The 21,479-nt window shown below is 52.2% G+C and carries 21 protein-coding genes and 1 riboswitch; of the genes, 10 read left to right on the plus strand and 11 right to left on the minus strand.

The annotated features are described in order from the left end of the window. Nucleotides 1-14: 14 nt before the first annotated feature. Complete coding sequence (gene ttdB, locus OGY83_RS19275) at nucleotides 15-620, minus strand: L(+)-tartrate dehydratase subunit beta (RefSeq protein ID WP_003828447.1); 606 nt, start codon at nucleotides 618-620, stop codon at nucleotides 15-17. Continuing rightward, on the minus strand, nucleotides 617-1,525 hold the full coding sequence (gene ttdA / locus OGY83_RS19280; protein WP_003828445.1) for a L(+)-tartrate dehydratase subunit alpha: 909 nt from the start codon (nucleotides 1,523-1,525) through the stop codon (nucleotides 617-619). Before ttdA ends, ttdB begins: the two co-directional genes overlap by 4 nt. A 213-nt stretch (nucleotides 1,526-1,738) precedes the next feature. Between ttdA and ttdR the strand changes: the two genes are divergently transcribed. Further along, nucleotides 1,739-2,680 (plus strand): L-tartrate utilization transcriptional activator TtdR, encoded by a 942-nt coding sequence (gene ttdR, locus OGY83_RS19285; RefSeq protein WP_079939810.1) that lies wholly within the window; start codon nucleotides 1,739-1,741, stop codon nucleotides 2,678-2,680. Between the two features lie 31 nt (nucleotides 2,681-2,711). Here ttdR and plsY read toward each other — a convergent pair whose 3' ends face one another. Further along, nucleotides 2,712-3,329 (minus strand): glycerol-3-phosphate 1-O-acyltransferase PlsY, encoded by a 618-nt coding sequence (gene plsY / locus OGY83_RS19290; RefSeq protein ID WP_003828443.1) that lies wholly within the window; start codon nucleotides 3,327-3,329, stop codon nucleotides 2,712-2,714. A 106-nt stretch (nucleotides 3,330-3,435) separates the two neighbouring features. Here plsY and folB point away from each other — a divergent pair, with 106 nt between their 5' ends. Both folB and bacA read left to right on the plus strand, forming a co-directional pair. Further along, a complete protein-coding gene (gene folB / locus OGY83_RS19295; protein ID WP_003024659.1) occupies nucleotides 3,436-3,804 on the plus strand; it encodes a bifunctional dihydroneopterin aldolase/7,8-dihydroneopterin epimerase in 369 nt (122 codons plus the stop codon). 86 nt (nucleotides 3,805-3,890) lie between these two features. Next, nucleotides 3,891-4,709 (plus strand): undecaprenyl-diphosphate phosphatase, encoded by an 819-nt coding sequence (gene bacA, locus OGY83_RS19300; protein WP_003828439.1) that lies wholly within the window; start codon nucleotides 3,891-3,893, stop codon nucleotides 4,707-4,709. 109 nt (nucleotides 4,710-4,818) lie between these two features. On the opposite strand, the gene OGY83_RS19305 is transcribed toward bacA, so the two are convergent. Together OGY83_RS19305 and OGY83_RS19310 are read right to left on the minus strand one after the other, a co-directional pair. Next, nucleotides 4,819-6,054 (minus strand): multifunctional CCA addition/repair protein, encoded by a 1,236-nt coding sequence (locus OGY83_RS19305; RefSeq protein WP_286636672.1) that lies wholly within the window; start codon nucleotides 6,052-6,054, stop codon nucleotides 4,819-4,821. 62 nt (nucleotides 6,055-6,116) lie between these two features. Further along, entirely contained in the window at nucleotides 6,117-6,737 is a 621-nt protein-coding gene (locus OGY83_RS19310) for a TIGR04211 family SH3 domain-containing protein (RefSeq protein WP_003828434.1), read from the minus strand. 241 nt (nucleotides 6,738-6,978) lie between these two features. Between OGY83_RS19310 and OGY83_RS19315 the strand changes: the two genes are divergently transcribed. The 4 genes from OGY83_RS19315 to glgS all read left to right on the plus strand — a co-directional run bounded on the left by OGY83_RS19315 (nucleotide 6,979) and on the right by glgS (nucleotide 13,243). Further along, a complete protein-coding gene (locus OGY83_RS19315) occupies nucleotides 6,979-8,280 on the plus strand; it encodes a CYTH domain-containing protein (RefSeq protein WP_286636673.1) in 1,302 nt (433 codons plus the stop codon). 125 nt (nucleotides 8,281-8,405) lie between these two features. Further along, complete coding sequence (gene glnE, locus OGY83_RS19320; protein WP_286636674.1) at nucleotides 8,406-11,246, plus strand: bifunctional [glutamate--ammonia ligase]-adenylyl-L-tyrosine phosphorylase/[glutamate--ammonia-ligase] adenylyltransferase; 2,841 nt, start codon at nucleotides 8,406-8,408, stop codon at nucleotides 11,244-11,246. A 59-nt stretch (nucleotides 11,247-11,305) separates the two neighbouring features. Then, nucleotides 11,306-12,739 carry a bifunctional D-glycero-beta-D-manno-heptose-7-phosphate kinase/D-glycero-beta-D-manno-heptose 1-phosphate adenylyltransferase HldE gene (hldE, locus tag OGY83_RS19325; protein WP_003828429.1) on the plus strand — a complete coding sequence of 478 codons (1,434 nt, stop codon included), beginning with the start codon at nucleotides 11,306-11,308 and terminating at the stop codon, nucleotides 12,737-12,739. A 297-nt stretch (nucleotides 12,740-13,036) separates the two neighbouring features. After that, nucleotides 13,037-13,243: a cell surface composition regulator GlgS gene (glgS, locus tag OGY83_RS19330; RefSeq protein WP_123267894.1), complete on the plus strand. Its 207-nt coding sequence runs from the start codon at nucleotides 13,037-13,039 to the stop codon at nucleotides 13,241-13,243. 33 nt (nucleotides 13,244-13,276) lie between these two features. On the opposite strand, the gene ubiK is transcribed toward glgS, so the two are convergent. Then, entirely contained in the window at nucleotides 13,277-13,573 is a 297-nt protein-coding gene (ubiK, locus tag OGY83_RS19335; RefSeq protein WP_079939815.1) for a ubiquinone biosynthesis accessory factor UbiK, read from the minus strand. Between the two features lie 132 nt (nucleotides 13,574-13,705). Beyond that, nucleotides 13,706-13,855, plus strand: a riboswitch (FMN riboswitch). Between the two features lie 106 nt (nucleotides 13,856-13,961). Between ubiK and ribB the strand changes: the two genes are divergently transcribed. Continuing rightward, nucleotides 13,962-14,615: a 3,4-dihydroxy-2-butanone-4-phosphate synthase gene (gene ribB / locus OGY83_RS19340; protein WP_038633931.1), complete on the plus strand. Its 654-nt coding sequence runs from the start codon at nucleotides 13,962-13,964 to the stop codon at nucleotides 14,613-14,615. An 85-nt stretch (nucleotides 14,616-14,700) separates the two neighbouring features. Here ribB and dsbI read toward each other — a convergent pair whose 3' ends face one another. Genes dsbI through assT form a run of 3 tightly spaced genes read right to left on the minus strand, consistent with a single transcriptional unit; the run spans nucleotide 14,701 to nucleotide 17,881 of the window. Continuing rightward, nucleotides 14,701-15,378 (minus strand): protein-disulfide oxidoreductase DsbI, encoded by a 678-nt coding sequence (gene dsbI, locus OGY83_RS19345; protein ID WP_191213917.1) that lies wholly within the window; start codon nucleotides 15,376-15,378, stop codon nucleotides 14,701-14,703. 14 nt (nucleotides 15,379-15,392) lie between these two features. Further along, nucleotides 15,393-16,061 (minus strand): thiol:disulfide interchange protein DsbA/DsbL, encoded by a 669-nt coding sequence (locus OGY83_RS19350; protein ID WP_079939817.1) that lies wholly within the window; start codon nucleotides 16,059-16,061, stop codon nucleotides 15,393-15,395. Nucleotides 16,062-16,084: 23 nt separating this feature from the next. Next, nucleotides 16,085-17,881 carry an arylsulfate sulfotransferase AssT gene (gene assT / locus OGY83_RS19355; RefSeq protein ID WP_286636676.1) on the minus strand — a complete coding sequence of 599 codons (1,797 nt, stop codon included), beginning with the start codon at nucleotides 17,879-17,881 and terminating at the stop codon, nucleotides 16,085-16,087. Nucleotides 17,882-18,276: 395 nt separating this feature from the next. Between assT and OGY83_RS19360 the strand changes: the two genes are divergently transcribed. Beyond that, complete coding sequence (locus OGY83_RS19360; protein WP_079940016.1) at nucleotides 18,277-18,453, plus strand: hypothetical protein; 177 nt, start codon at nucleotides 18,277-18,279, stop codon at nucleotides 18,451-18,453. 65 nt (nucleotides 18,454-18,518) lie between these two features. Here the strand turns inward: OGY83_RS19360 and zupT are convergent, their stop codons facing one another. After that, entirely contained in the window at nucleotides 18,519-19,292 is a 774-nt protein-coding gene (gene zupT / locus OGY83_RS19365; RefSeq protein ID WP_003024600.1) for a zinc transporter ZupT, read from the minus strand. 147 nt (nucleotides 19,293-19,439) lie between these two features. Between zupT and ygiD the strand changes: the two genes are divergently transcribed. Further along, the gene (ygiD, locus tag OGY83_RS19370; protein ID WP_123267902.1) at nucleotides 19,440-20,228 is read left to right on the plus strand and encodes a 4,5-DOPA-extradiol-dioxygenase; all 789 of its coding nucleotides are present in this window, start codon (nucleotides 19,440-19,442) and stop codon (nucleotides 20,226-20,228) included. Between the two features lie 85 nt (nucleotides 20,229-20,313). Here ygiD and OGY83_RS19375 read toward each other — a convergent pair whose 3' ends face one another. Next, on the minus strand, nucleotides 20,314-21,474 hold the full coding sequence (locus OGY83_RS19375) for a glutathionylspermidine synthase family protein (protein WP_123267903.1): 1,161 nt from the start codon (nucleotides 21,472-21,474) through the stop codon (nucleotides 20,314-20,316). Nucleotides 21,475-21,479 lie beyond the last annotated feature (5 nt).

Here is a 21,479-nt window from a genome sequence, read left to right on the forward strand (position 1 = left end):
CCTCTCCGGGAGGGTTATTTGATGTAGTGCACGTGCTCGCAGATTTCATCGACGATAGGGTCGCGACGTTCAGCGAACAGCTTTTTGTTTTCAGCGATCAGGTTATTGCCGTGGGTATCGATGGAAACGATCAGCGGGCCGAACTCTTTTACCCGACACACCCACAGAGATTCCGGCATGCCGAGTTCCGTCCAGTGCACCTCTTCGATCTCTTCAACCTGGGTTGCCGCCACGACTGCGCAGCCTGCCGGGAAGATAACGTGCAGCGCTTTAAACTGCTTGCAGCCTTCTTCCGTCAGCGGTCCCATGCCGCCCTTGCCGACCACCAGCTTGACACCCGTCTGCTCGATAAAGTCTTTCTCAAACGCTTCCATACGCATGCTGGTGGTTGGGCCGACGGAGACCATTTCCCATTTTTCACCGTTCTTACGTACGATCGGGCCCGCGTGGAAAATAGCTTTGCCGTTCAGGTCATAAGGAATCGGGCGCTTTAGTTCGATCAGGCGGCGGTGGCAAACGTCACGGCAGGTCACCAGCGTACCGGTCAGGTAAATGACATCGCCAACGCGAATGTCTGCCAGATCTTCGGCTTTGATCGGGGTTGTGAGGATCTTTTTCATAACGCGCTCCGGGTGTGAGACAGGTTTTCGAAGGAGAGGTCAGCATGAACCAACAGCGTGCCGCGACGGTGGGCCCAGCAGCCGGTAGAGACGGCAACGCCGATAGTCGACGGGTGGCGGGCGGCGGATTCAATATGCACGCCCATCACCGAGCTGTTACCGGTCAACCCTTGCGGACCAATGCCCAGACGGTTAAGTCCTTCTTCCAGACGCAGTTCCAGTTCGGCCGCTTTCGGATTCGGATGACGTGAGCCGATAGGGCGCAGCACCGCTTTACGAGAAAGCACGGCGGCGGTTTCTACGGAGGTGGCAATACCGACGCCCACCAGCACCGGCGGACAGGCGTTGACTGCCAGCGTGGAGATATTTTCAAAAACAAATTTCACCACGCCTTCGTAGCCCTCAGAAGGCATTAACACCTTCGAGCGTCCCGGCAGCGTACAGCCGCCGCCTGCCATGTAGACTTCGATTTCCGCGTCATCGTTATCAGGGATGATGTCCCAGGTGACCCACGGCACACCGGTACCGGTATTTTTGCCGGTATTCACTTCGTCAAAAATCTCGACCGCGTTATGGCGCAGCGGCGCTTTTACCGTGGCGTCTTCAACGGCCTGCTTCAGGATGCTTTGCAGTTCTCCCAGTAGCGGAAAACGGGAACCGACCTTCACGAAGAACATAATTTCACCGGTGTCCTGACAGGCAGGGCGGTTCAGGTCGATAGCTTTCTGCATGTTGTCAAACATGGTGTGGTAAATGATTTTACCCATCGGCGAGGTTTCGCCTTCACGCAGCTGTTTTAATTTATCCACGACGTCGTCGGGCATGCGGGTAGAAATCATGGCGGTAAAATCGGCGACAATGTTCGTCAGCGTATTTATCGCATTTTGGTTATTTTGATTGCTCATCTTGTTAACTCCAGTTCTTTTATTTATCTGGAAATAAATTCTCCGTGACAAACTACCACTAAAAATGTGGTTTTATATTATTTGCCACTGTGAATATCCAATTAACAGTTCGTGAATGATGTCCGGATAAGGCAATAAAAATTGCGCAAAGGCAGGGTTTAATATGTATGAGGGAATTACACTGCGGTGAACAACATTACGGATAGACCGATCATGCTGAACACGTATCCCCTGGCGAAAGATCTGCAGGTGCTGGTTGAAATTGTGCATAGCGGCAGCTTCAGCGCCGCCGCCGCGACGCTGGGGCAAACGCCCGCGTTTGTGACGAAACGCATTCAGATCCTTGAGTCTACGCTGGGGACGACGCTGCTAAGCCGCTCCGCGCGTGGCGTGGCGCTCACGGAAAGTGGTCAACGTTGCTATGAACATGCGCAGGCGATCCTCGCGGGCTATCAGCATCTGGTCGATGACGTTACGCAACTCAAAACGCGCCCGGCAGGGATGATTCGTATCGGCTGTAGTTTTGGCTTTGGGCGCAGTTATATTGCACCAGCAATTACAGAATTGATGCATAGCTACCCTGAATTACAGGTGCATTTTGAACTTTACGATCGGCAAATCGATTTGGCACAGGATAATATCGATTTGGATATTCGTATTAATGACGAGATTCCGGATTATTATATTGCGCATTTGTTAACGAAAAACAAAAGAATATTGTGTGCGGCCCCGGCCTATTTACAAAAATACGGTCAGCCGACGACGTTACAGGAATTAAGTCGTCATGATTGTCTGGTCACTAAAGAACGCGATATGACTCACGGGGTGTGGGAACTGGACAATGGTCAGGAGAAAAAGTCGGTCAAGGTGGCGGGACATCTTTCCTCTAACAGCGGTGAGATTGTGTTGCAGTGGGCGCTACAGGGAAAAGGGATTATGTTGCGTTCTGAATGGGATGTGCAGCCGTTTCTGGCCAGCGGTGAACTGGTGCGTGTGCTGCCAGACTATGCGCAAAGCGCCAATATCTGGGCGGTTTATCAGGAACCACTGTATCGCAGCGTGAAGCTGCGCGTGTGCGTGGAGTTTCTGGCGACGTGGTGTCAGAACCGATTAGGCAAACCGATGGAGGGGTATCACATCCCCCACGCCGGATAAGACGCCGTTGCGTCGCTATCCGACAATAAAATCACTCGGGGTCTCGTTCGCGTTTTTTCTTCAGCTTGGTCCAGATCTTTGGCTCCTGACGACGCCACAGACGCTGAATGTTGTCATGGTGACGAAGCAGAATTAAGCACGACAACATGGAAACCGGGAAAGTGAACTGGGGATTGAACCACCAGACGTAAAAAGGGGCGATCAGCGCGCTGACGATAGCGCCTAACGACGAGTAGCCGCTTAATAAGACGGTCAACAGCCAGGTCCCGGCCATCACGCCGGTTAAGTCCCAACCAATCGGCGCTATCGCGCCAAAAGCGGTGGCAACGCCTTTGCCACCTTTAAAGCCGAAAAATACCGGCCAAATGTGGCCCAGACAGGCGGCGATTGCGATCAATCCCAGCCAGAAGGGGCTGACGCCTAGCGCATAGGCCCCCCAGACGGGTAACATACCTTTCAGGACGTCGAAAATCAGTACCGCGACGGCGGCTCCCTTGCCACCGATGCGCAGCACGTTTGTCGCGCCCGGATTCCCAGAGCCGCTGTCGCGCGGGTCCGGCAATCCAGCAAGGCGGCATACCAGAATAGCACTGGAAATTGAGCCACAGAGGTACGCGAAGATAATCATTCCAGGCGCGATTGCACTCATAAGCTGTTCCGTTTTGAAAATGTCGTGTAAAACGCTACTTCTGTGGATAATACGCATATTTCGCCGGAAGTGGTATCCGGGTTAGCCAAAAAGCAGGCAGGTCGTGATGGATATTGTATTTATAGAGCAACTTTCTGTAATCACCACTATTGGTGTTTACGACTGGGAACAAACGATCGAACAACGGTTGGTGTTCGATATCGAAATGGCTTGGGATAACCGTAAATCAGCTAAAAGCGATGATGTGGCTGATTGCCTGAGCTATGCTGATATTGCTCAAACGGTTGTTAATCATGTGGAAGGTGGGCGCTTTGCGCTGGTAGAACGGGTTGCGGAAGAGGTGGCAGATCTCCTGCTTAGCCGCTTTAATTCTCCCTGGGTACGGATCAAACTCAGTAAACCTGGCGCGGTAGCCCGTGCGGCGAACGTCGGGGTTATCATTGAGCGTGGCAATAATCTGAAAGAAAATAATTAATTTAATAATTTCTAAAACAAACGGGTATAAAAGGGTCCTTTCGTCGGCTCTTTTTTGCCGTGGTTTCTCTATCTAGGGGTTTATTAATGAGTGATATGCACTCGCTGCTGGTGGCGGCAATTTTGGGTGTGGTCGAAGGATTGACGGAATTTTTACCCGTTTCCAGTACCGGCCATATGATTATTGTTGGCCACCTGTTGGGTTTTGAGGGTGATACCGCAAAAACATTCGAGGTGGTTATCCAGCTAGGTTCTATTCTGGCAGTCGTGGTGATGTTCTGGCGACGTTTGTTTGGTTTGATTGGCATTCACTTCGGCAAGGCTCCGCATGAAGGCACTGGCAAAGGTCGGTTGACGCTGGGACATATTCTGTTGGGGATGATTCCAGCCGTTGTACTGGGGCTGATATTCCACGACACCATCAAATCGCTGTTTAACCCAATCAACGTGATGTATGCGCTGGTGGTGGGTGGTGTACTGCTGATTGCCGCAGAATGCCTGAAGCCGAAAGAGCCGCGCGCGCCGGGTCTTGATGATATGACCTATCGCCAGGCGTTTATGATTGGCTGTTTCCAGTGTCTGGCGCTGTGGCCGGGCTTTTCTCGCTCCGGGGCGACGATTTCTGGCGGTATGCTGATGGGCGTGAGTCGTTACGCGGCCTCTGAGTTTTCTTTCCTGCTGGCGGTGCCGATGATGATGGGCGCGACGGCGTTAGATCTCTACAAGAGCTGGTCTTTCCTCAGTGCATCAGATATCCCGATGTTTGCAGTCGGATTTGTGACGGCGTTTATCGTGGCGCTGGTAGCGATCAAAACCTTCCTGCAGCTGATTAAACGCATCTCGTTCATTCCATTTGCGATTTACCGCTTCATTGTGGCGGCTGCCGTTTACGTCGTGTTCTTCTGATGACTTACCGTGGTGCCGGATGGCGGCGTTCCGCCTTATCCGGCCTACGGGTTATATCCGTTTCGAACCTGCAGGCCGGATAAGCACAGCGCATCCGACAACGCAGTGTCTACGCTTTCGGGCACCGCTGCTCCTTCCAACTGGCCACCGCCGCGATGCGACGCCGGGTCAGTTCTTCACGAATTGCCTGACCTTTGAATCCCGCCTCAACGACGTCTTTCGTTGGCACTGCCTGCGCAACCTGCCAGGCTTCACGCAATAGCCTGCCTTGCGGATAATCTGCCGCTTCAAAACCGGTTCGCCCACGCACATCGGCCTCGCTGGTGAGGGCGATTTGCTCCACGCGCTGCGGTTTGCGCCAGGCATCGATGGAATCAAACAGCTTAACGACGGTTTTCGGCTGCAGGATCGGGAAGGTATGAATGAGGTCGTGGAACTCGGCAACCAGTTTGGCTAAATCACGGATGTCATTCGGTACGCGCAGGCGCTGGCACAGTTGTTCAACAAGCTTAACACCTGCCGGACCGTGACCATGATGGCGCGGCCACAGCGCTTTAGGCGTCAATGCCTTGCCAAGATCGTGGCACAGCGTAGCAAAACGCACATCGACTTCCGGACTTAACATGGCTGCCATCGACAGCGTCATCAGCGTATGAATGCCGGTGTCGATTTCCGGATGCCACTGCGCGGGGGCAGGAACGCCAAACAAAGCATCCACTTCCGGAAACAGGACGCGCAGTGCGTCGCAGTCGCGCAGGACCTGAAAAAATATCTGTGGGTTACGGGTGGTTAATGCGCCTTCGGTTTCTTTCCACACCCGCTCTGGTGTCAGATGTTCCAGTTCACCAGCGGCGGTCATGTCACGCATCAGCGTCATGGTTTCTTCAGCGATACGAAAACCGAGGTGCGCATAGCGGGCAGCAAAACGCGCCACGCGCAGCACGCGCAGCGGATCTTCGCTAAAGGCAGATGAAACATGGCGCAGCAGACGGTTTTCCAGATCGTCGCGTCCGTTATACGGGTCGATAATCTCCCCGTCGTCATCGCGGGCCATTGCGTTGATGGTCAGGTCACGACGCTGAAGATCGGCCTCCAGCGTGACATCTGCGGCGGCATAGCAGGTGAACCCGGTATACCCCGAGCCTGACTTACGTTCGGTACGTGCCAGCGCATACTCTTCACGGGTTTGCGGATGCAGAAACACGGGAAAATCGCGGCCTACCTGCTGGTAGCCCGCGTCGAGCATCTCTTGCGGCGTGGCGCCAACAACAACCCAATCTTTATCTTTAATCGGTAGCCCTAATAACGCATCCCGAACAGCACCCCCGACCAGATAAATCTTCACGCCACTTTCCTTTTGAAAACTATGATCCCTTAATCATATGTCAGTGTGGCGGAGAAGGCGATTCAGTTCATCCAGCGATCTTTGCGTTTACGGCTTGGTATCATGTGTGGCAGAACCAGGCCGAGCAGCAGACCAAGACCCAGCACGCCGCCACCGTACATAAACCACTGCATGATGATGGTGCGCTGTTTGTCATCAAGCTGAAGATTGGCTGCGCTGACCTTCTTTTGCGCCACGATAAGCTCGTTTTTCAGCTTCTGGTTTTCTTGTTTCAGCCCGTCGATCACGCTGTCACTTTGCGCGACCTTTTGCTGCATATCGGCGGTGCGCTGGTTCCACGTGGTATCGATATTATTGAGCTTATCGGTCAAGGTCTTAACCTGGTTTTCCAGGTCGGGAACGCGGGTACGCAGGCTCGGCGTACTGTTCAGCTCTTTCAGTGGGATCCAGGCGGTACGTCCGGTGCTGTCTTTCACCTGACCGTAGTTAGTGTTGGCATCGGTCTGTAATAGCGTGACTTCCTCGCCGGCGTTAACCGTACCCACGAGGCGATAATTATCTCCCGGACCGCTGCGGACCCAGGTGTTCAGTTCGTCAGAGACATAGCGCTTTTCTTCGGCATGAGAGACTGCAGTGGCGCTAAGTGCGAGTAAAGTTAATCCAATCAGGCGTAATTTTGGCATCAGGCTGTCGTTATTGTCATAGAAAGTGGAACGATAGTAGTGGCATCAGTGTCTCTACGCAAAGCATTCGACATCAATCGGAATCATCTGTGTCCTTTTTGCCACCACTCGAAACTTTTACGCCCGTCAAATTGCTCGTTGCATGGCAATTTGGCGCAAAATACTATCTACTGACCATAAAGAACGAACTTAGTTCGCAGTCAGTTTTCTCAACTGTGACATAACCCATAAGTACAAGACCATGGCCCAGGAAATCGAATTAAAATTTATCGTTAATAGTGACGCTGTAGATGCGCTACGTGAACGTCTGAATACGCTGGGGGGAGAGCATCATGCGCCCAGCCAGTTGCTGAATATCTACTACGAAACGCCGGATGCGTGGTTGCGTGGTCACGATATGGGGCTGCGTATTCGCGGTGAAAACGGCCATTACGAAATGACCATGAAAATTGCCGGACGCGTGACGGGCGGACTGCATCAGCGGCCGGAATATAACGTTGCGCTAAACGCGCCTGAGCTGGATCTCACCTTGTTCCCAACGGAAGTCTGGCCTGATGGTGAGCTGCCCGCTGAACTTGCTTCTCAAGTGCAGCCGTTGTTCAGCACCGATTTTTTCCGTGAGAAATGGTTGGTTGATGTTGATGGCAGCCGGATTGAAATGGCCCTCGATCTGGGGGAAGTGAAAGCGGGCGAGTTTGCAGAACCTATCTGTGAGCTTGAACTTGAACTGCTAAGCGGCGATACCCGTGCGGTACTGAAGCTGGCAAACCAGCTGGTTTCGCAAACCGGTTTACGCCAGGGTAGCTTGAGCAAAGCAGCGCGCGGTTATCATTTGGCTCAGGGGAATGCGCCGCGCGAACTCAAACCGACGCGTATTTTGAAGGTTCCGGCGAAGGCGAGCATTGAACAGGGGCTGGAAGCGGCGCTGGAGCTGGCATTATCACAGTGGCAGTACCATGAGGAGCTGTGGGTGCGCGGCGTCAAAGGGGCGAAAGCCGAGGTGCTGGCGGCAATGGGCCTGGTGCGCCACATTCTGATGCTGTTTGGCGGCAATGTGCCACGAAAAGCGAGCGCTCACTTACGTGATTTATTGACCCAGTCGGAAGCGATCATTGCGTCGGACGTTTCTGCCATTTCGGCGGTTTACAGCACGCAAACGGCAATGGCCAAGCTGGCGCTGACCGAATGGCTGGTGACCAAAGGATGGCAGCCATTCCTTGATGCGAAGGCGCAGGGAAAAATTGCCGACTCCTTTAAGCGCTTCTCTGATACCCATCTTTCACGCCATGCCGCTGAGCTGAAAACCGCTTTTGCGCAGCCGCTGGGCGATCAGTACGCCGATCAGCTTCCACGTTTGACGCGCAACATTGATAGCATGCTGATGCTGGCGGGATACTACGACGAAAATGTCGCATCAGAATGGATCGCCAACTGGCAGGGTTTGCGCCACGCCATTGCGGCCAACCAATATATTGAAATTGAACACTTCCGTAACGAGGCGATTGCACTGGAGCCGTTCTGGCTGCATAGCGGAAAACGTTAATCAGGGCCGAGGCCGGGATGCCTGATGGCGCTGTGCTTATCAGGCCTACGCGATGTGTGTAACTGTCATGTAGGCCGGATAAGGCGAAAAGACGCATCCGGCACCATTCAAAGGATAACCCGTAAATGAAGCAGCTCTCTTCACCGTTACAGCAGTACTGGCCGACCGTTGTTGAGCGGCTGCCAGCAGCAATATCTGAGTCCTCGCTTAGCGTTCAGGCGAAGTCAGTACTTACATTCAGTGATTTTGTCCGTGACAGCATTATTGCCCATCCCGAATGGCTGGCTGAGTTGGAAAGCGCTCCACCCCTGGCGGATGAATGGCAACACTATGCCGACTGGTTACAGCAAGCATTGGCTGACGTTAGTGACGAAAACACGCTGATGCGTGAGTTACGCCTGTTTCGCCGTCGCATTATGGTGCGTATCGCCTGGGCACAGACGCTGTCGCTGGTGACGGAAGAGAGTATTTTGCAGCAGCTAAGCCATCTGGCTGAAACGCTGATTATCGCCGCGCGTGACTGGTTATACGCCGCCTGCTGTCGCGAGTGGGGAACGCCCTGCAATTCTGAAGGTGTTGCGCAGCCGCTGCTGATTTTAGGCATGGGGAAACTGGGTGGCGGCGAGCTGAATTTTTCCTCCGATATCGACCTGATTTTCGCCTGGCCGGAACACGGCAGCACACAGGGTGGGCGACGCGAGCTGGATAACGCGCAGTTCTTTACCCGCATGGGCCAGCGGCTCATCAAGGTATTAGATCAGCCTACAATGGATGGGTTTGTCTATCGGGTGGATATGCGCTTACGCCCGTTTGGCGACAGCGGCCCGTTGGTACTGAGCTTCTCTGCGCTGGAGGATTATTATCAGGAACAAGGGCGCGACTGGGAACGCTATGCGATGGTCAAAGCTCGCATTATGGGCGATGCAGACGGCACTTACGTCAGCGAACTTCGCGCCATGCTGCGGCCTTTTGTCTTCCGCCGCTATATTGATTTCAGCGTGATCCAGTCGCTGCGTAACATGAAAGGGATGATTGCGCGTGAAGTGCGCCGCCGTGGCCTGAAAGACAACATCAAGCTGGGGGCGGGCGGTATTCGTGAAATCGAATTTATCGTGCAGGTATTCCAGCTGATTCGCGGTGGGCGCGAGCCGTCGCTGCAATCCCGCTCGCTGTTACCGACGCTTAGCGCCATCAATGCGCTGCATCTGCTGTCTGATACCGATGCGGAACAACTGCGAGCAGCCTATCTCTATTTACGCCGCCTGGAAAACCTGCTGCAAAGCATCAATGATGAACAGACCCAAACGCTGCCTGGCGATGAACTGAATCGCGCGCGGCTGGCGTGGGGAATGAACGTTGATGACTGGCAGCAGTTAACCGATGTACTGGCCAATCATATGGACAACGTGCGCCGGGTATTTAATGAGCTGATTGGCGATGACGAAGCCGAAACCCAGGAAGAATCGCTCTCAGAACAGTGGCGCGAACTGTGGCAGGACGCCTTACAGGAAGATGACACCACGCCGGTGCTGACGCATCTGGCGGATGACGATCGCCGGCGCGTGCTGTCTCTGATAGCCGATTTCCGCAAAGAGCTGGATAAACGCACCATTGGCCCACGCGGACGCCAGGTGCTGGATCATTTAATGCCGCATCTGCTGAGCGATGTCTGTTCGCGTGATGACGCTTCAGTACCGCTGTCGCGCATTACCCCTCTGCTGGTGGGGATCGTTACCCGTACGACTTATCTGGAACTGCTGAGCGAATTTCCCGGAGCGCTTAAGCATCTGATTTCTCTCTGTGCGGCCTCGCCGATGGTCGCCAGCCAGCTGGCGCGGTATCCACTGTTGCTCGACGAACTGCTGGATCCAAACACCCTGTATCAACCCACCGCGACGGACGCCTACCGTGATGAGCTGCGCCAGTATTTGCTGCGCGTGCCGGAAGATGACGAAGAGCAGCAACTGGAGGCACTGCGCCAGTTTAAGCAAACGCAGCTGTTGCGCATTGCCGCGGCTGATATTGCCGGTACGCTGCCGGTGATGAAGGTGAGCGACCATTTAACCTGGCTGGCGGAAGCTATTATTGATGCGGTAGTCCAGCAGGCGTGGACGCAGATGGTCGCACGCTACGGGCAACCCACCCATCTTGGCGAACGCGAGGGTCGTGGTTTTGCCGTCGTCGGCTATGGCAAACTGGGCGGTTGGGAATTGGGGTACAGCTCGGATCTCGATTTGATCTTCCTGCATGACTGTCCGATGGATGTGATGACGGACGGCGAGCGTGAGATTGACGGGCGACAGTTCTATCTGCGTCTGGCGCAGCGCATTATGCACCTCTTCAGTACCCGCACTTCGTCCGGTATTTTGTACGAAGTGGATGCGCGTTTGCGTCCGTCCGGGGCGGCGGGGATGCTGGTGACATCAGCCGATGCTTTCGCCGATTATCAGCGTAACGAAGCCTGGACATGGGAGCATCAGGCGCTGGTGCGTGCGCGCGTAGTGTACGGCGACCCGCAGTTGACCTCTCAGTTTGATGCGATTCGTCGCGATATCATGACCCTCGTCCGCGATGGGAAAACCTTGCAGACCGAGGTGCGTGAAATGCGTGAAAAAATGCGTGCCCATTTGGGCAATAAGCATCGCGATCGTTTTGATATCAAAGCAGATGAAGGCGGCATCACCGACATTGAGTTTATTACGCAGTATCTGGTGCTGCGTTTTGCGCATGAAAAACCGAAGCTGACGCGCTGGTCGGATAATGTGCGCATTCTGGAATTACTGGCGCAAAACGACATTATGGACGAGCAGGAAGCGCTGGCGCTTACTCGTGCATATACGACACTGCGTGATGAACTTCACCATCTTGCATTGCAGGAACTTCCGGGCCATGTGGCGCCGGAGCACTTCGACGCTGAACGTACGCTGGTGCGTGACAGCTGGCAGAAGTGGCTGGTTGCCGAGTGAAGTGTGCTATTATCGCGCGCAAATTTTAAGACACTCAGAGAATCTCTCAGGAGACAGGAATGAAAGTAACTCTGCCAGAGTTTGAACGTGCAGGAGTCATGGTTGTCGGTGATGTGATGCTGGATCGCTACTGGTATGGTCCTACCAGCCGTATTTCACCTGAAGCGCCTGTTCCGGTGGTAAAAGTGGATACCATCGAAGAACGTCCCGGTGGCGCAGCAAACGTGGCGATGAACATTGCCTCTCTGGGAGCGAATTCGCGTCTGGTGGGCCTGACTGGTATTGACGATGCGGCGCGTGCGCTGAGCAAAACGCTAACGGATGTGAACGTAAAATGTGACTTCGTGTCTGTACCGACCCATCCGACGATCACCAAACTGCGCGTGCTTTCCCGCAACCAGCAGCTGATTCGCCTGGATTTCGAAGAAGGTTTTGAAGGTGTGGATCCGCAGCCGCTGCATGAGCGTATTAACCAGGCACTGGGTTCAATCGGCGCTCTGGTGCTCTCCGACTACGCCAAAGGCGCGTTGGCAAGCGTGCAGCAGATGATTGCGCTGGCGCGTAAGGCGGGGGTGCCGGTGCTTATCGATCCGAAAGGAACCGATTTTGAACGCTACCGCGGCGCAACGCTGCTGACGCCGAATCTGTCTGAGTTTGAAGCGGTGGCGGGCAAGTGCAAAAGCGAAGATGAACTGGTTGAACGCGGTATGAAAGTGATTGCTGATTTCGACCTTTCCGCACTGCTGATCACGCGTTCCGAACAGGGCATGACGTTGCTGCAACCGGGAAAATCGCCACTTCATATGCCGACGCAGGCGCAGGAAGTGTATGACGTGACCGGTGCGGGCGATACGGTTATCGGCGTGCTGGCGGCGACGCTGGCGGCGGGTAATTCACTGGAAGAGGCGTGCTATTTTGCTAACGCCGCAGCCGGTGTTGTCGTTGGTAAGCTGGGGACTTCTACCGTTTCTCCGATTGAACTGGAAAACGCCGTGCGCGGTCGGGCCGATACTGGCTTTGGCGTGATGAGCGAATCTGAGCTGAAACAGGCCGTTGCCAGCGCCCGCAAGCGCGGCGAGAAAGTGGTAATGACCAACGGTGTGTTCGACATCCTGCATGCGGGCCATGTTTCCTATCTGGCGAATGCGCGCAAGCTGGGCGATCGCCTGATCGTGGCGGTAAACAGCGATGCTTCGACCAAACGTCTGAAAGGCGAAACGCGTCCGGTCAACCCGCTGGAACAGCGTATGATCGTGCTGGGTGCGCTGGAATCTGTCGACTGGGTGGTCTCTTTTGAAGAAGATACGCCGCAGCGTCTGATTGCTGGCATTCTGCCGGACCTGCTGGTCAAAGGCGGCGACTATAAGCCGGAGCAGATTGCGGGCAGCGAAGAGGTGTGGGCGAACGGCGGTGAAGTGCTGGTGCTGAACTTCGAAGATGGCTGCTCAACGACCAATATCATCAAGAAGATCCAGAAAGACAGCGATAAGTGAACTCTGACCTGATAGCCGGATAAGCGAAGTTCCGTCCGGCCTACAGGATGTATCGATTACAGGCCGGATAAGACGCTTGCGCGTCGCAATCCGGCTTTTTTTTCGCTTTAGTCTTCAGCCGCAGCGCCTCTTTCCCTGATATACCCGCCATATTTCAAGCCCTCTTAAATTTCATAGGAAACTGTGAACCCGCGCAGTGGATTTGCGCACAATATGTACAGAATAACTTCGTATCCAGGGAAATACTGAAATTAGAAAAAGCATATGGCCTTAGCAGATATTCAATAACTGGAGGGTATGCTCATGAACAGCAATATGTATTCACTGAACAATTTCGATTTCCTGGCCCGTAGCTTTGCCAGGATGCAGGCTGAGGGCCATCCCGTTGATATCCAGGCGATAACCGGGAATATGGATGAAGAACATCGTAGCTGGTTTTGTAAACGCTATGCGCTGTACTGCCAGCAGGCGACGGAAGCCAGGAAGCTAGAACTGGAACACTAACAGAAAAACGGGCCTTGCGGCCCGTTGTCGTTTTTACTCTTGCGGATCGACTGACGGGATCGCGGGGGCAGGTTTAACTTCTGCCGTTTTTTCACGCGATTCCAGCTCAGTCAGACGTTGCTCAAGCATCGCCAGCTTTTCACGCGTGCGCAATAAAACCTGAGTCTGTACATCGAATTCTTCGCGGCTTACCAGATCCAGGCGGGTCAGCTGGGACTGCAGCGTTTGACGAATTTTCTTCTCGACGTCTTCGCCAAACTCGCGGATCCCTTTCGGCATCGACTCGTGAACCTGACGAGCAATCTGCTCAATTTTTTTCGGGTCAATCATTGTGGTTTCCCTGAACTGGTACGTGTTGCTGCCTATTGTAGTGCGAACTGGCACAGGCATAAACCAGAATTGTGTGAAGCTAAGACGAGTAAAGGCGTTGATGAAGGTAATCAATAGCGTTATAGTTAACCCGCTTATTCTCAGGGCGGGGCGAAATTCCCCACCGGCGGTAAATCAACTGATGTTGAAAGCCCGCGAGCGCTTTTTGTTACGGCAAAAAGGTCAGCAGATCCGGTGTAATTCCGGGGCCGACGGTTAGAGTCCGGATGGGAGAGAGTAACGATCCAGTCGGGCATGGACCCGCTCACGTTATTTTTTTGCCGCTTAGACGGTACTCCTAAGACTGCCCTGATTCTGGTAACCATAATTTTAGTGAGGTTTTTTTACCATGAATCAGACGCTACTTTCCTCTTTTGGTACGCCTTTCGAACGTGTTGAACATGCGCTGTCTGCGCTGCGTGAAGGACGCGGTGTGATGGTGCTTGACGACGAAGATCGTGAAAACGAAGGCGATATGGTTTTCCCGGCAGAAACCATGACTGTTGAACAGATGGCGCTGACCATCCGTCACGGCAGCGGTATTGTATGCCTGTGCATCACTGAAGACCGACGCAAACAGCTCGATCTGCCAATGATGGTGGAAAACAACACCAGCGCTTACGGTACCGGTTTTACCGTGACCATTGAAGCCGCTGAAGGCGTGACCACCGGCGTTTCCGCAGCAGACCGTGTTACTACGGTGCGTGCGGCAATTAAGGATGGCGCTAAACCTTCCGATCTTAACCGTCCGGGGCACGTTTTCCCGCTGCGAGCTCAGGCTGGCGGCGTGTTGACCCGTGGTGGTCATACTGAAGCAACCATCGACCTGATGACGCTGGCAGGATTTAAACCGGCGGGTGTGCTGTGCGAACTGACCAATGACGATGGCACCATGGCGCGTGCGCCAGAATGCATCGAATTTGCCGGTAAGCATAATATGGCTGTGGTTACTATCGAAGACCTGGTGGCTTACCGTCAGGCGCATGAGCGCAAAGCCAGCTAATTGCTGACTACCGCGACAACCGTGGTAGGGATAAAAAAACCGAAGTCAGTTTTCTGGCTTCGGTTTTTTTGTTATTACAGCCTGGCTATTTTTTTCTGGCCAGTTTAAGTGCCCATGCTCCACTCATTACCAGCAACAGCACTAAACACAAACCAAAGGCGAGTAGGCAGGCCTGCGCCATATTCATAAAATGCCATGGCGGAAGCAGATACCAGCCTTCTGACTGTTGGTATAGATCGACAAACCACTTTTGCGTACTGCTGAGCGCCACGCCGTCGGGAACGATGGGCGCGTCATAGCCGCAATCTCCAGTGGGTTTAAACCACTCAGGAGCCCAGTTTGCCAGCGGCAAATTGAAAGGGAATGTCGGATCGGTGGAACATCCCTGTACACCAAAGAGTGAGTCCGGGTCCGGGTTATGTACTGCATAATGGATGCCATTAAGTTTGATGGAGAACTTAATACCCATAATGCTGCCATAAAATGCCGCAATGCAGCCGACCAGTTTTAGGATGAGGTTTTTAGGGTTTATTGCCGCGATCAGCCCACCGAAAACCATCACAAACATGGCAAAGCGGATGTATACACATTGCTCGCAGGGGGCCATGTAGAGATAGATTTGGAAGAACGAGTGCGCCAGAATAATTAACCCACCCATAGCACAAGCCATTAGCAACCACAAAAAGCGCCGCTCCTGCCATCGCACCAGGGTATCAACTGGTGTGGTACATAAGTCTCGCCACAATCCTTTAATAAAAGCCATAGCCGGTTCCCTGTTTATTTTGCCGCCAGCTCTCTGACAAGCTCAGCCATGGAATCAATCGATTTGATGCTTTTGGTGTAGATCAGGTACTTACCATTGACTACGTAAGCCGGAACCCCCTGGATTTTGGCAACATCATAGGCCGCTTTCCATTTTTCCAACGTTTGCTGGACGGCGGGGTCCTTCAATGCTGCGTCAAAGTCAGCCTGACTCATGCCGGCTGCATCCAGCCCTGTTTTGATGAATGACGCGGGATCTTTACCGTCAGACCAGCGTTCTTTTTTGTCGTGGTAGGCAGTGTAGTAAGCGAACTTGGCTTTTTTGAACTGTGATTTGGCGTCAAACAATGAGACCCCTGCGGCCTGATCCTTCGCAATCATGACTGCAAATACTTCACTGGCCTGTTTACCGTATTCTCCTTTGGTCTCGAGATGAAAAGGAGTGAAGGTCACGACATCGGCAACTTTGTCTGACACTGGGCCTGTCACGGCTTTATCATATTTGTAGCAGAATGGGCAGGCATAGCTGAATACTTTGATCAACGTTTTATCAGCATTGGGAATCGGTTTCTCCAGCACCATATAGTCAGTACCTTCAGTAAAAGCCGATGCTGCAAATGGTGTTGCCAGCGCCGCCGTTAATACCACGCTTTTAAATAATGAAGTAATCCATTTAGATGACATAATTAATCCTTAATCTAACGATATTATTTAAACATTTGTTGTGGGTGAACCAGTAATGCGCGGTAGTGCGTTTGGTTTGGTTTATCAGAAAGGACATCAATTTCGACTTTGACTTCTTTTGTTTTGTAGTCAATTTCGTTGATTTTTCCGATGGTTGGCTGTCCAACGTCAAATAAATTAATAGAACCACCAAATCCAAACATGGTGTCGCGGTCTTTTTGATATTCAATTACCGACGTGATAGGACTGTAGAAATCATAACCGCGCTCTTTCCCGTACTCCCAAATTTGCTGAACGGTTCCTTTTTTCTCGTCAATTTTATATTCGACGAACCGGGAATATTTCATTGTTGGTAGAGCCGGTTGTTCGAGTCCACGGCCATCGCCATTGTCAAAGATGGTTAGCGTTCCTTTGCTGGAAATCCAGGCGGTGTGTTGGGTGTAGGTAAAATCGAAATCAGTATTCTCGCATTTACCGTTTTCATCACACTTCAGCGCATTGCCCTTATCATCAACCGGTTTTAACAGTTTGCTTGCCAGCGACTTATTCCAGCCTTTAGACGGTGCCAGAATCCATTTAACCTGTTTATCACGACCGATTTTGACGACACCCTGATGGCGGGAAGAAAGAATGATGGAGTCATCTTTAGCGTCATAGGCAATGGAGTTGACGTGAGCCCAGTTACGGCCCGCACCAACGCCAAGGGCGTCACCATAGGGAGTATCGGGCTCCAGTTTCGCCTGTTGGCCTGCGTGAGCGAGATCCACGTTGACGCATACCGCGCCTGCGTCCAGCGCACCCAGCAGCGCGTCACGCATCGGGTCGAGAATTTTGGTTAGATCCCACACGTCAACAACACGTCCAGATTTATCGACCTCAATAATCTGGTCGCGGATGGTATGCACGTGAATGCCATCTTCCTTGCGATAGTCGCGTTTACCTACGCGCAGCAATACAGTGTTATTGACCGTTTCGATCGATTCATGTGATGCATCCATGAATCCACGGGGCAGCTTATGGTCGGCCAGAATCTGGCCCAGCATATCGAATTCATACCAGTGCTGGCCTTGTACGGCGGTGAATGTGCCGCGCGGTGTTTCGCGAATACCCATCAGGTAGCCGCGCTTGTTGATATCCATGTCGTGGCCGTCATAGAAGGTGTCCTGATCCAGCCACCACCGATATTCACCTTCCGTATCAACGACAAAGGTAAAGGGGGCGATATCAAAAGGGAGTGCGCCGCCAGCCGGACCCGCATCCAGGATGCCGGCATTTTTATCTTTTTCACCATGCCAGTGGAATTCTGCACCCTGCGGGGTAAAGGTATGGGTATTCACCAGATAAAGGCGATCTTCAAAACCAGGTGCTACTTTAATCACTTTTGTTTGCTGTAAATCAGATATAGAGCGGTTATCCATATAGTGATTAACGATGGCGGATGTTTGCACCACGTAATCATCTTTCATGGCTTTGCCATTTTCTTTATATTCAACGGTTACCTTATTTGCGAACTTTTGATAAAGGCCAAAAATAGGAATGCCATCGTACGTGGCGAGCGACTCTTTGCCGACGGTATAAGTTACCGGAACACCTTTTTCACCTTTACCATGGACGGTAACTTTAACATCTGAAATAACGTGGCTGTCTAATTCAACCAGCGCAGTAAGCGGGGCATTTCCATACGGGTCAACCACTATTGCGCCCAATTTTCCTGCAGGTTGGGCCGGCTGAAAACCAGCGGCAAGAGAGTTTCCTGCTGCTAATCCAAATGTTAGTGCCAGAGTCCCTGCCAGAAGTGTTTTTCGGTATTGTGTAAACATGGATATATCTCCTTATATTACCTATAAATATAATTTTGCTGAATATATTATGTTTTTACGATTTTGATAAAACAAAATGGTATTACTAATGCTACTTTCACAATGTATTAATTAATGTTGATGAAATGTATTATTCTGCAGGAGCTAATTTTTATTATTTTTGGATAGTATGAGTGAGATATTTTAAGAACAATATTTATTATTGCGTAGTGTGATCTTATCTACATTGTTTTAATTGTTTATAACGAGTTTGGCTAATAGCTTAGCCGCTGATTTATATGATCGAAATCATATATTTGTTTCTGAAATATGCCACTATATGAGTATGTCAGAATAAGGTTGTGTAAAATTTTAACGTTAAATGTTTAATGATGTTAAATTTTAAGGGTAAAATAATGTTTATTGCCTGGTATTGGATTGTATTAATTGCACTCGTTGCGGTGGGTTATTATTGTCATATGAAACGTTATTGTCGGGCGTTCCGCCAGGATAGAGATGCCTTACTCGAAGCGCGTAACAAACTCTTCCGTCGTTCTGGTGAGGACAACAGCGCGATCAAGGAACAGGAATAGCCTCTCAGGTTCTGCTATGGATGAGCGGATGCTGTAAATTCGTAGGGTGGCATCCGCCCTCAGGATTATCCTATACCCATGGACTGGAGGATGACGAGACTTAACCCCATCACGGACATTCCACAAAGTACCCCATAGCTGGGATTATTATTTGGGTCGATCTCTTTTGCCAAAGGCATCAATTCATCAACGGACAGCGCCACCATAATACCTGCGACTGCCGCCATTATTGCCGCCATCACCACCGGTGATATCAGACTACCGAGAATTAACCACGCCAGTACGCCGCCCAATATTTCTGCCATGCCCGAGATCCCGGCCCAGAATATCGCCGTACGTTTGGAGCCTGTGGCGGCATAGACGGGACCCGCCACGGCTAATCCTTCAGGAATATTGTGCAATGCGACGGCAAGAGCAATACCAAAGCCCAGTTCAAGATTGCTACTGGCGGTAACAAACGTCGCAATCCCTTCCGGAAAGTTGTGCAGGCTGATGCCGAGCGTTAATAAAATCGCGGTGCGTTTAATCGATCCGGGTAGAGGTTGCGTTGTTTTCTGTACCAGATCCTGAGGGTGCGCGTGCGGCAATAGACGGTCCAGGCCAAAGTAACCCAGTAAGCCAACGATGAACATTCCGTAGCCTAATACCGGCGACATGCCTTCTGCGGCCAGCGCAGCAGGTAGCATCTCCATCAGAGAGATCAGTAGCATAATCCCGGCGGCGAAGCCTAAAGAAAAGGCGAGAACACGGTTAGACGGTTTTTGCCCTAACACGCCGAGAAATGCGCCGATAAACGTGGCGGCACCTGCCAGTAAAGTCAGAAGTAAGGGTACTGACATCGACAAATAAAACTCCTTATCAATCTGCTTTCCGGGTTGGATCGTCAAAATAACTGATGATCTTCATCATGGTTATCTGAGTTCTTCATCAACCGAATAAGCGTATTGTGGTGGTATCAAAATGACTCCCTCAGTAAGGATATCATCATGTCTTCAACTCGTATGCCAGCATTGTTTTTGGGTCACGGTAGCCCGATGAATGTTCTGGAAGATAACGTTTATACCCGTGCCTGGCAGCAACTGGGGGAAACGTTGCCGCGTCCGAAAGCCATTGTGGTGGTCTCGGCGCACTGGTTCACCCGTGGAACGGGTGTGACTGCGATGGAAGCCCCCAAAACGATCCACGATTTTGGCGGTTTTCCGCAAGCATTATATGACACCCATTACCCGGCTCCTGGCTCGCCTGAACTGGCGCAGCATCTGGTTAACTTGCTTGCTCCAGTGCCTGTTACCCTGGACAAAGAAGCGTGGGGTTTTGACCACGGTTCCTGGGGCGTGCTGATCAAGATGTACCCGAATGCGGATATTCCGATGGTGCAACTGAGCATTGATAGCACCAAACCCGCGGCCTGGCATTTTGAGATGGGCCGTAAGCTGGCGACGCTGCGTGATGAGGGCATTATGCTGGTGGCCAGTGGTAACGTGGTGCATAACCTGCGCACTGCGCGCTGGCACGGTGAGAACACGCCTTATCCGTGGGCGACCTCATTCAATGATTATGTTAAGGCAAACCTGACATGGCAGGGACCGGTTGAGCAGCACCCACTGGTGAACTATCTCGATCATGAAGGTGGATCGTTGTCGAATCCGACGCCGGATCACTACCTGCCGCTGCTGTATGTACTCGGGGCTTGGGACGGTAAAGAGTCTGTCACGATCCCGGTAGATGGTATTGAGATGGGAAGTTTAAGTATGTTGTCAGTGCAGGTTGGATGATGAATGCCCGATGGCGCTAAGCTTATCGGGCATTAAGTTCGTGCCGTAGGCCGGGTAAGGCGAAGCCACCACCCGGCACTCTCAATCATTCGACAAAAATATGCGGATAGAAACGAGACAGATCCTGCGTGATCAACGCGCGGTCTTCTCGAATACCGATCCCGGCTGGTTGATCGTTGATCAGCCAGCTGCCAATCAGCATATAGCTGTCGCCAAACTTCGGTAGCTGATGGAACTGCTGCACGATCATACCCTCTTCACCGTACGGACCTTCCACGGATTCGATGGTTTTACCGTTCTCAATGATGGAGACGTTAGCTCCCTCGCGCGAGAAGATCGGTTTGACGACGAATTTATCCATCTGCGGGTAGTCGTCTTCGGCGAAGTACGCTGGCAGCAGGTTCGGATGATTCGGGAACATTTCCCATAACAGCGGTAACAGTGCTTTGTTGGAAATAATGCTCTTCCAGGCCGGTTCCAGCCAGCGAACGCCAGCGTCTTCCAGCTTGGTGGAGAACATTTCACGCAGCATGAATTCCCACGGATAAAGCTTGAACAGGTTAGCGATTACCTGATCCTGCATATCGGTGAACTGACCTTTTTCACCAAGACCAATATCTTCCACATAGAGGAATTCAGTGGCGATTTCAGCTTCGGCCGCGCAATCCTGTAGATACTGGATCGTACCGCGATCTTCCACCGTATCACGACAGCAGGTCAGATGTAGCAGTTGAAAGCCATACTGCTCACGCAGCTCAGTGAAACGCTCGATCAGCTTTTCCTGCAGACTGTTGAACTGATCGCTGCCTTCCGGCAGGTTGCCCGCATTGAGCTGATCTTCCAGCCAGATCCACTGGAAAAACGCGGCTTCGTACAGTGAGGTTGGCGTATCGGCGTTGTTTTCTAAAAGCTTGGGTTCACCCGTGCCATCCCACGCCAGATCGAGACGTGAATAGAGCGACGGTTGCTGAGTCTGCCAGGACTGGCGGACAAAGCCCCAGGTATGCTTCGGAATGCGAAACTTGGTCATCAGCTCATCGCTGGCGATGACCTTTTCCACCACCTTGAGGCACATTTGATGCAGCTCTGCGGTGACCTCTTCCAGCTTTTCAACCTGAGCAAGGGTGAGTTTGTAGTACGCGTCTTCACACCAGTACGGCTCGCCATACATAGTGTGAAAATTAAAACCGTATTCGGTAGCTTTGTCGCGCCAGTCCGGGCGCTCAACAATACTGACTCTTTCCATGACGA

The sequence above is a fragment of the Citrobacter sp. Cpo090 genome, from assembly GCF_030332665.1.
Taxonomy (GTDB): Bacteria; Pseudomonadota; Gammaproteobacteria; order Enterobacterales; family Enterobacteriaceae; genus Citrobacter; species Citrobacter portucalensis.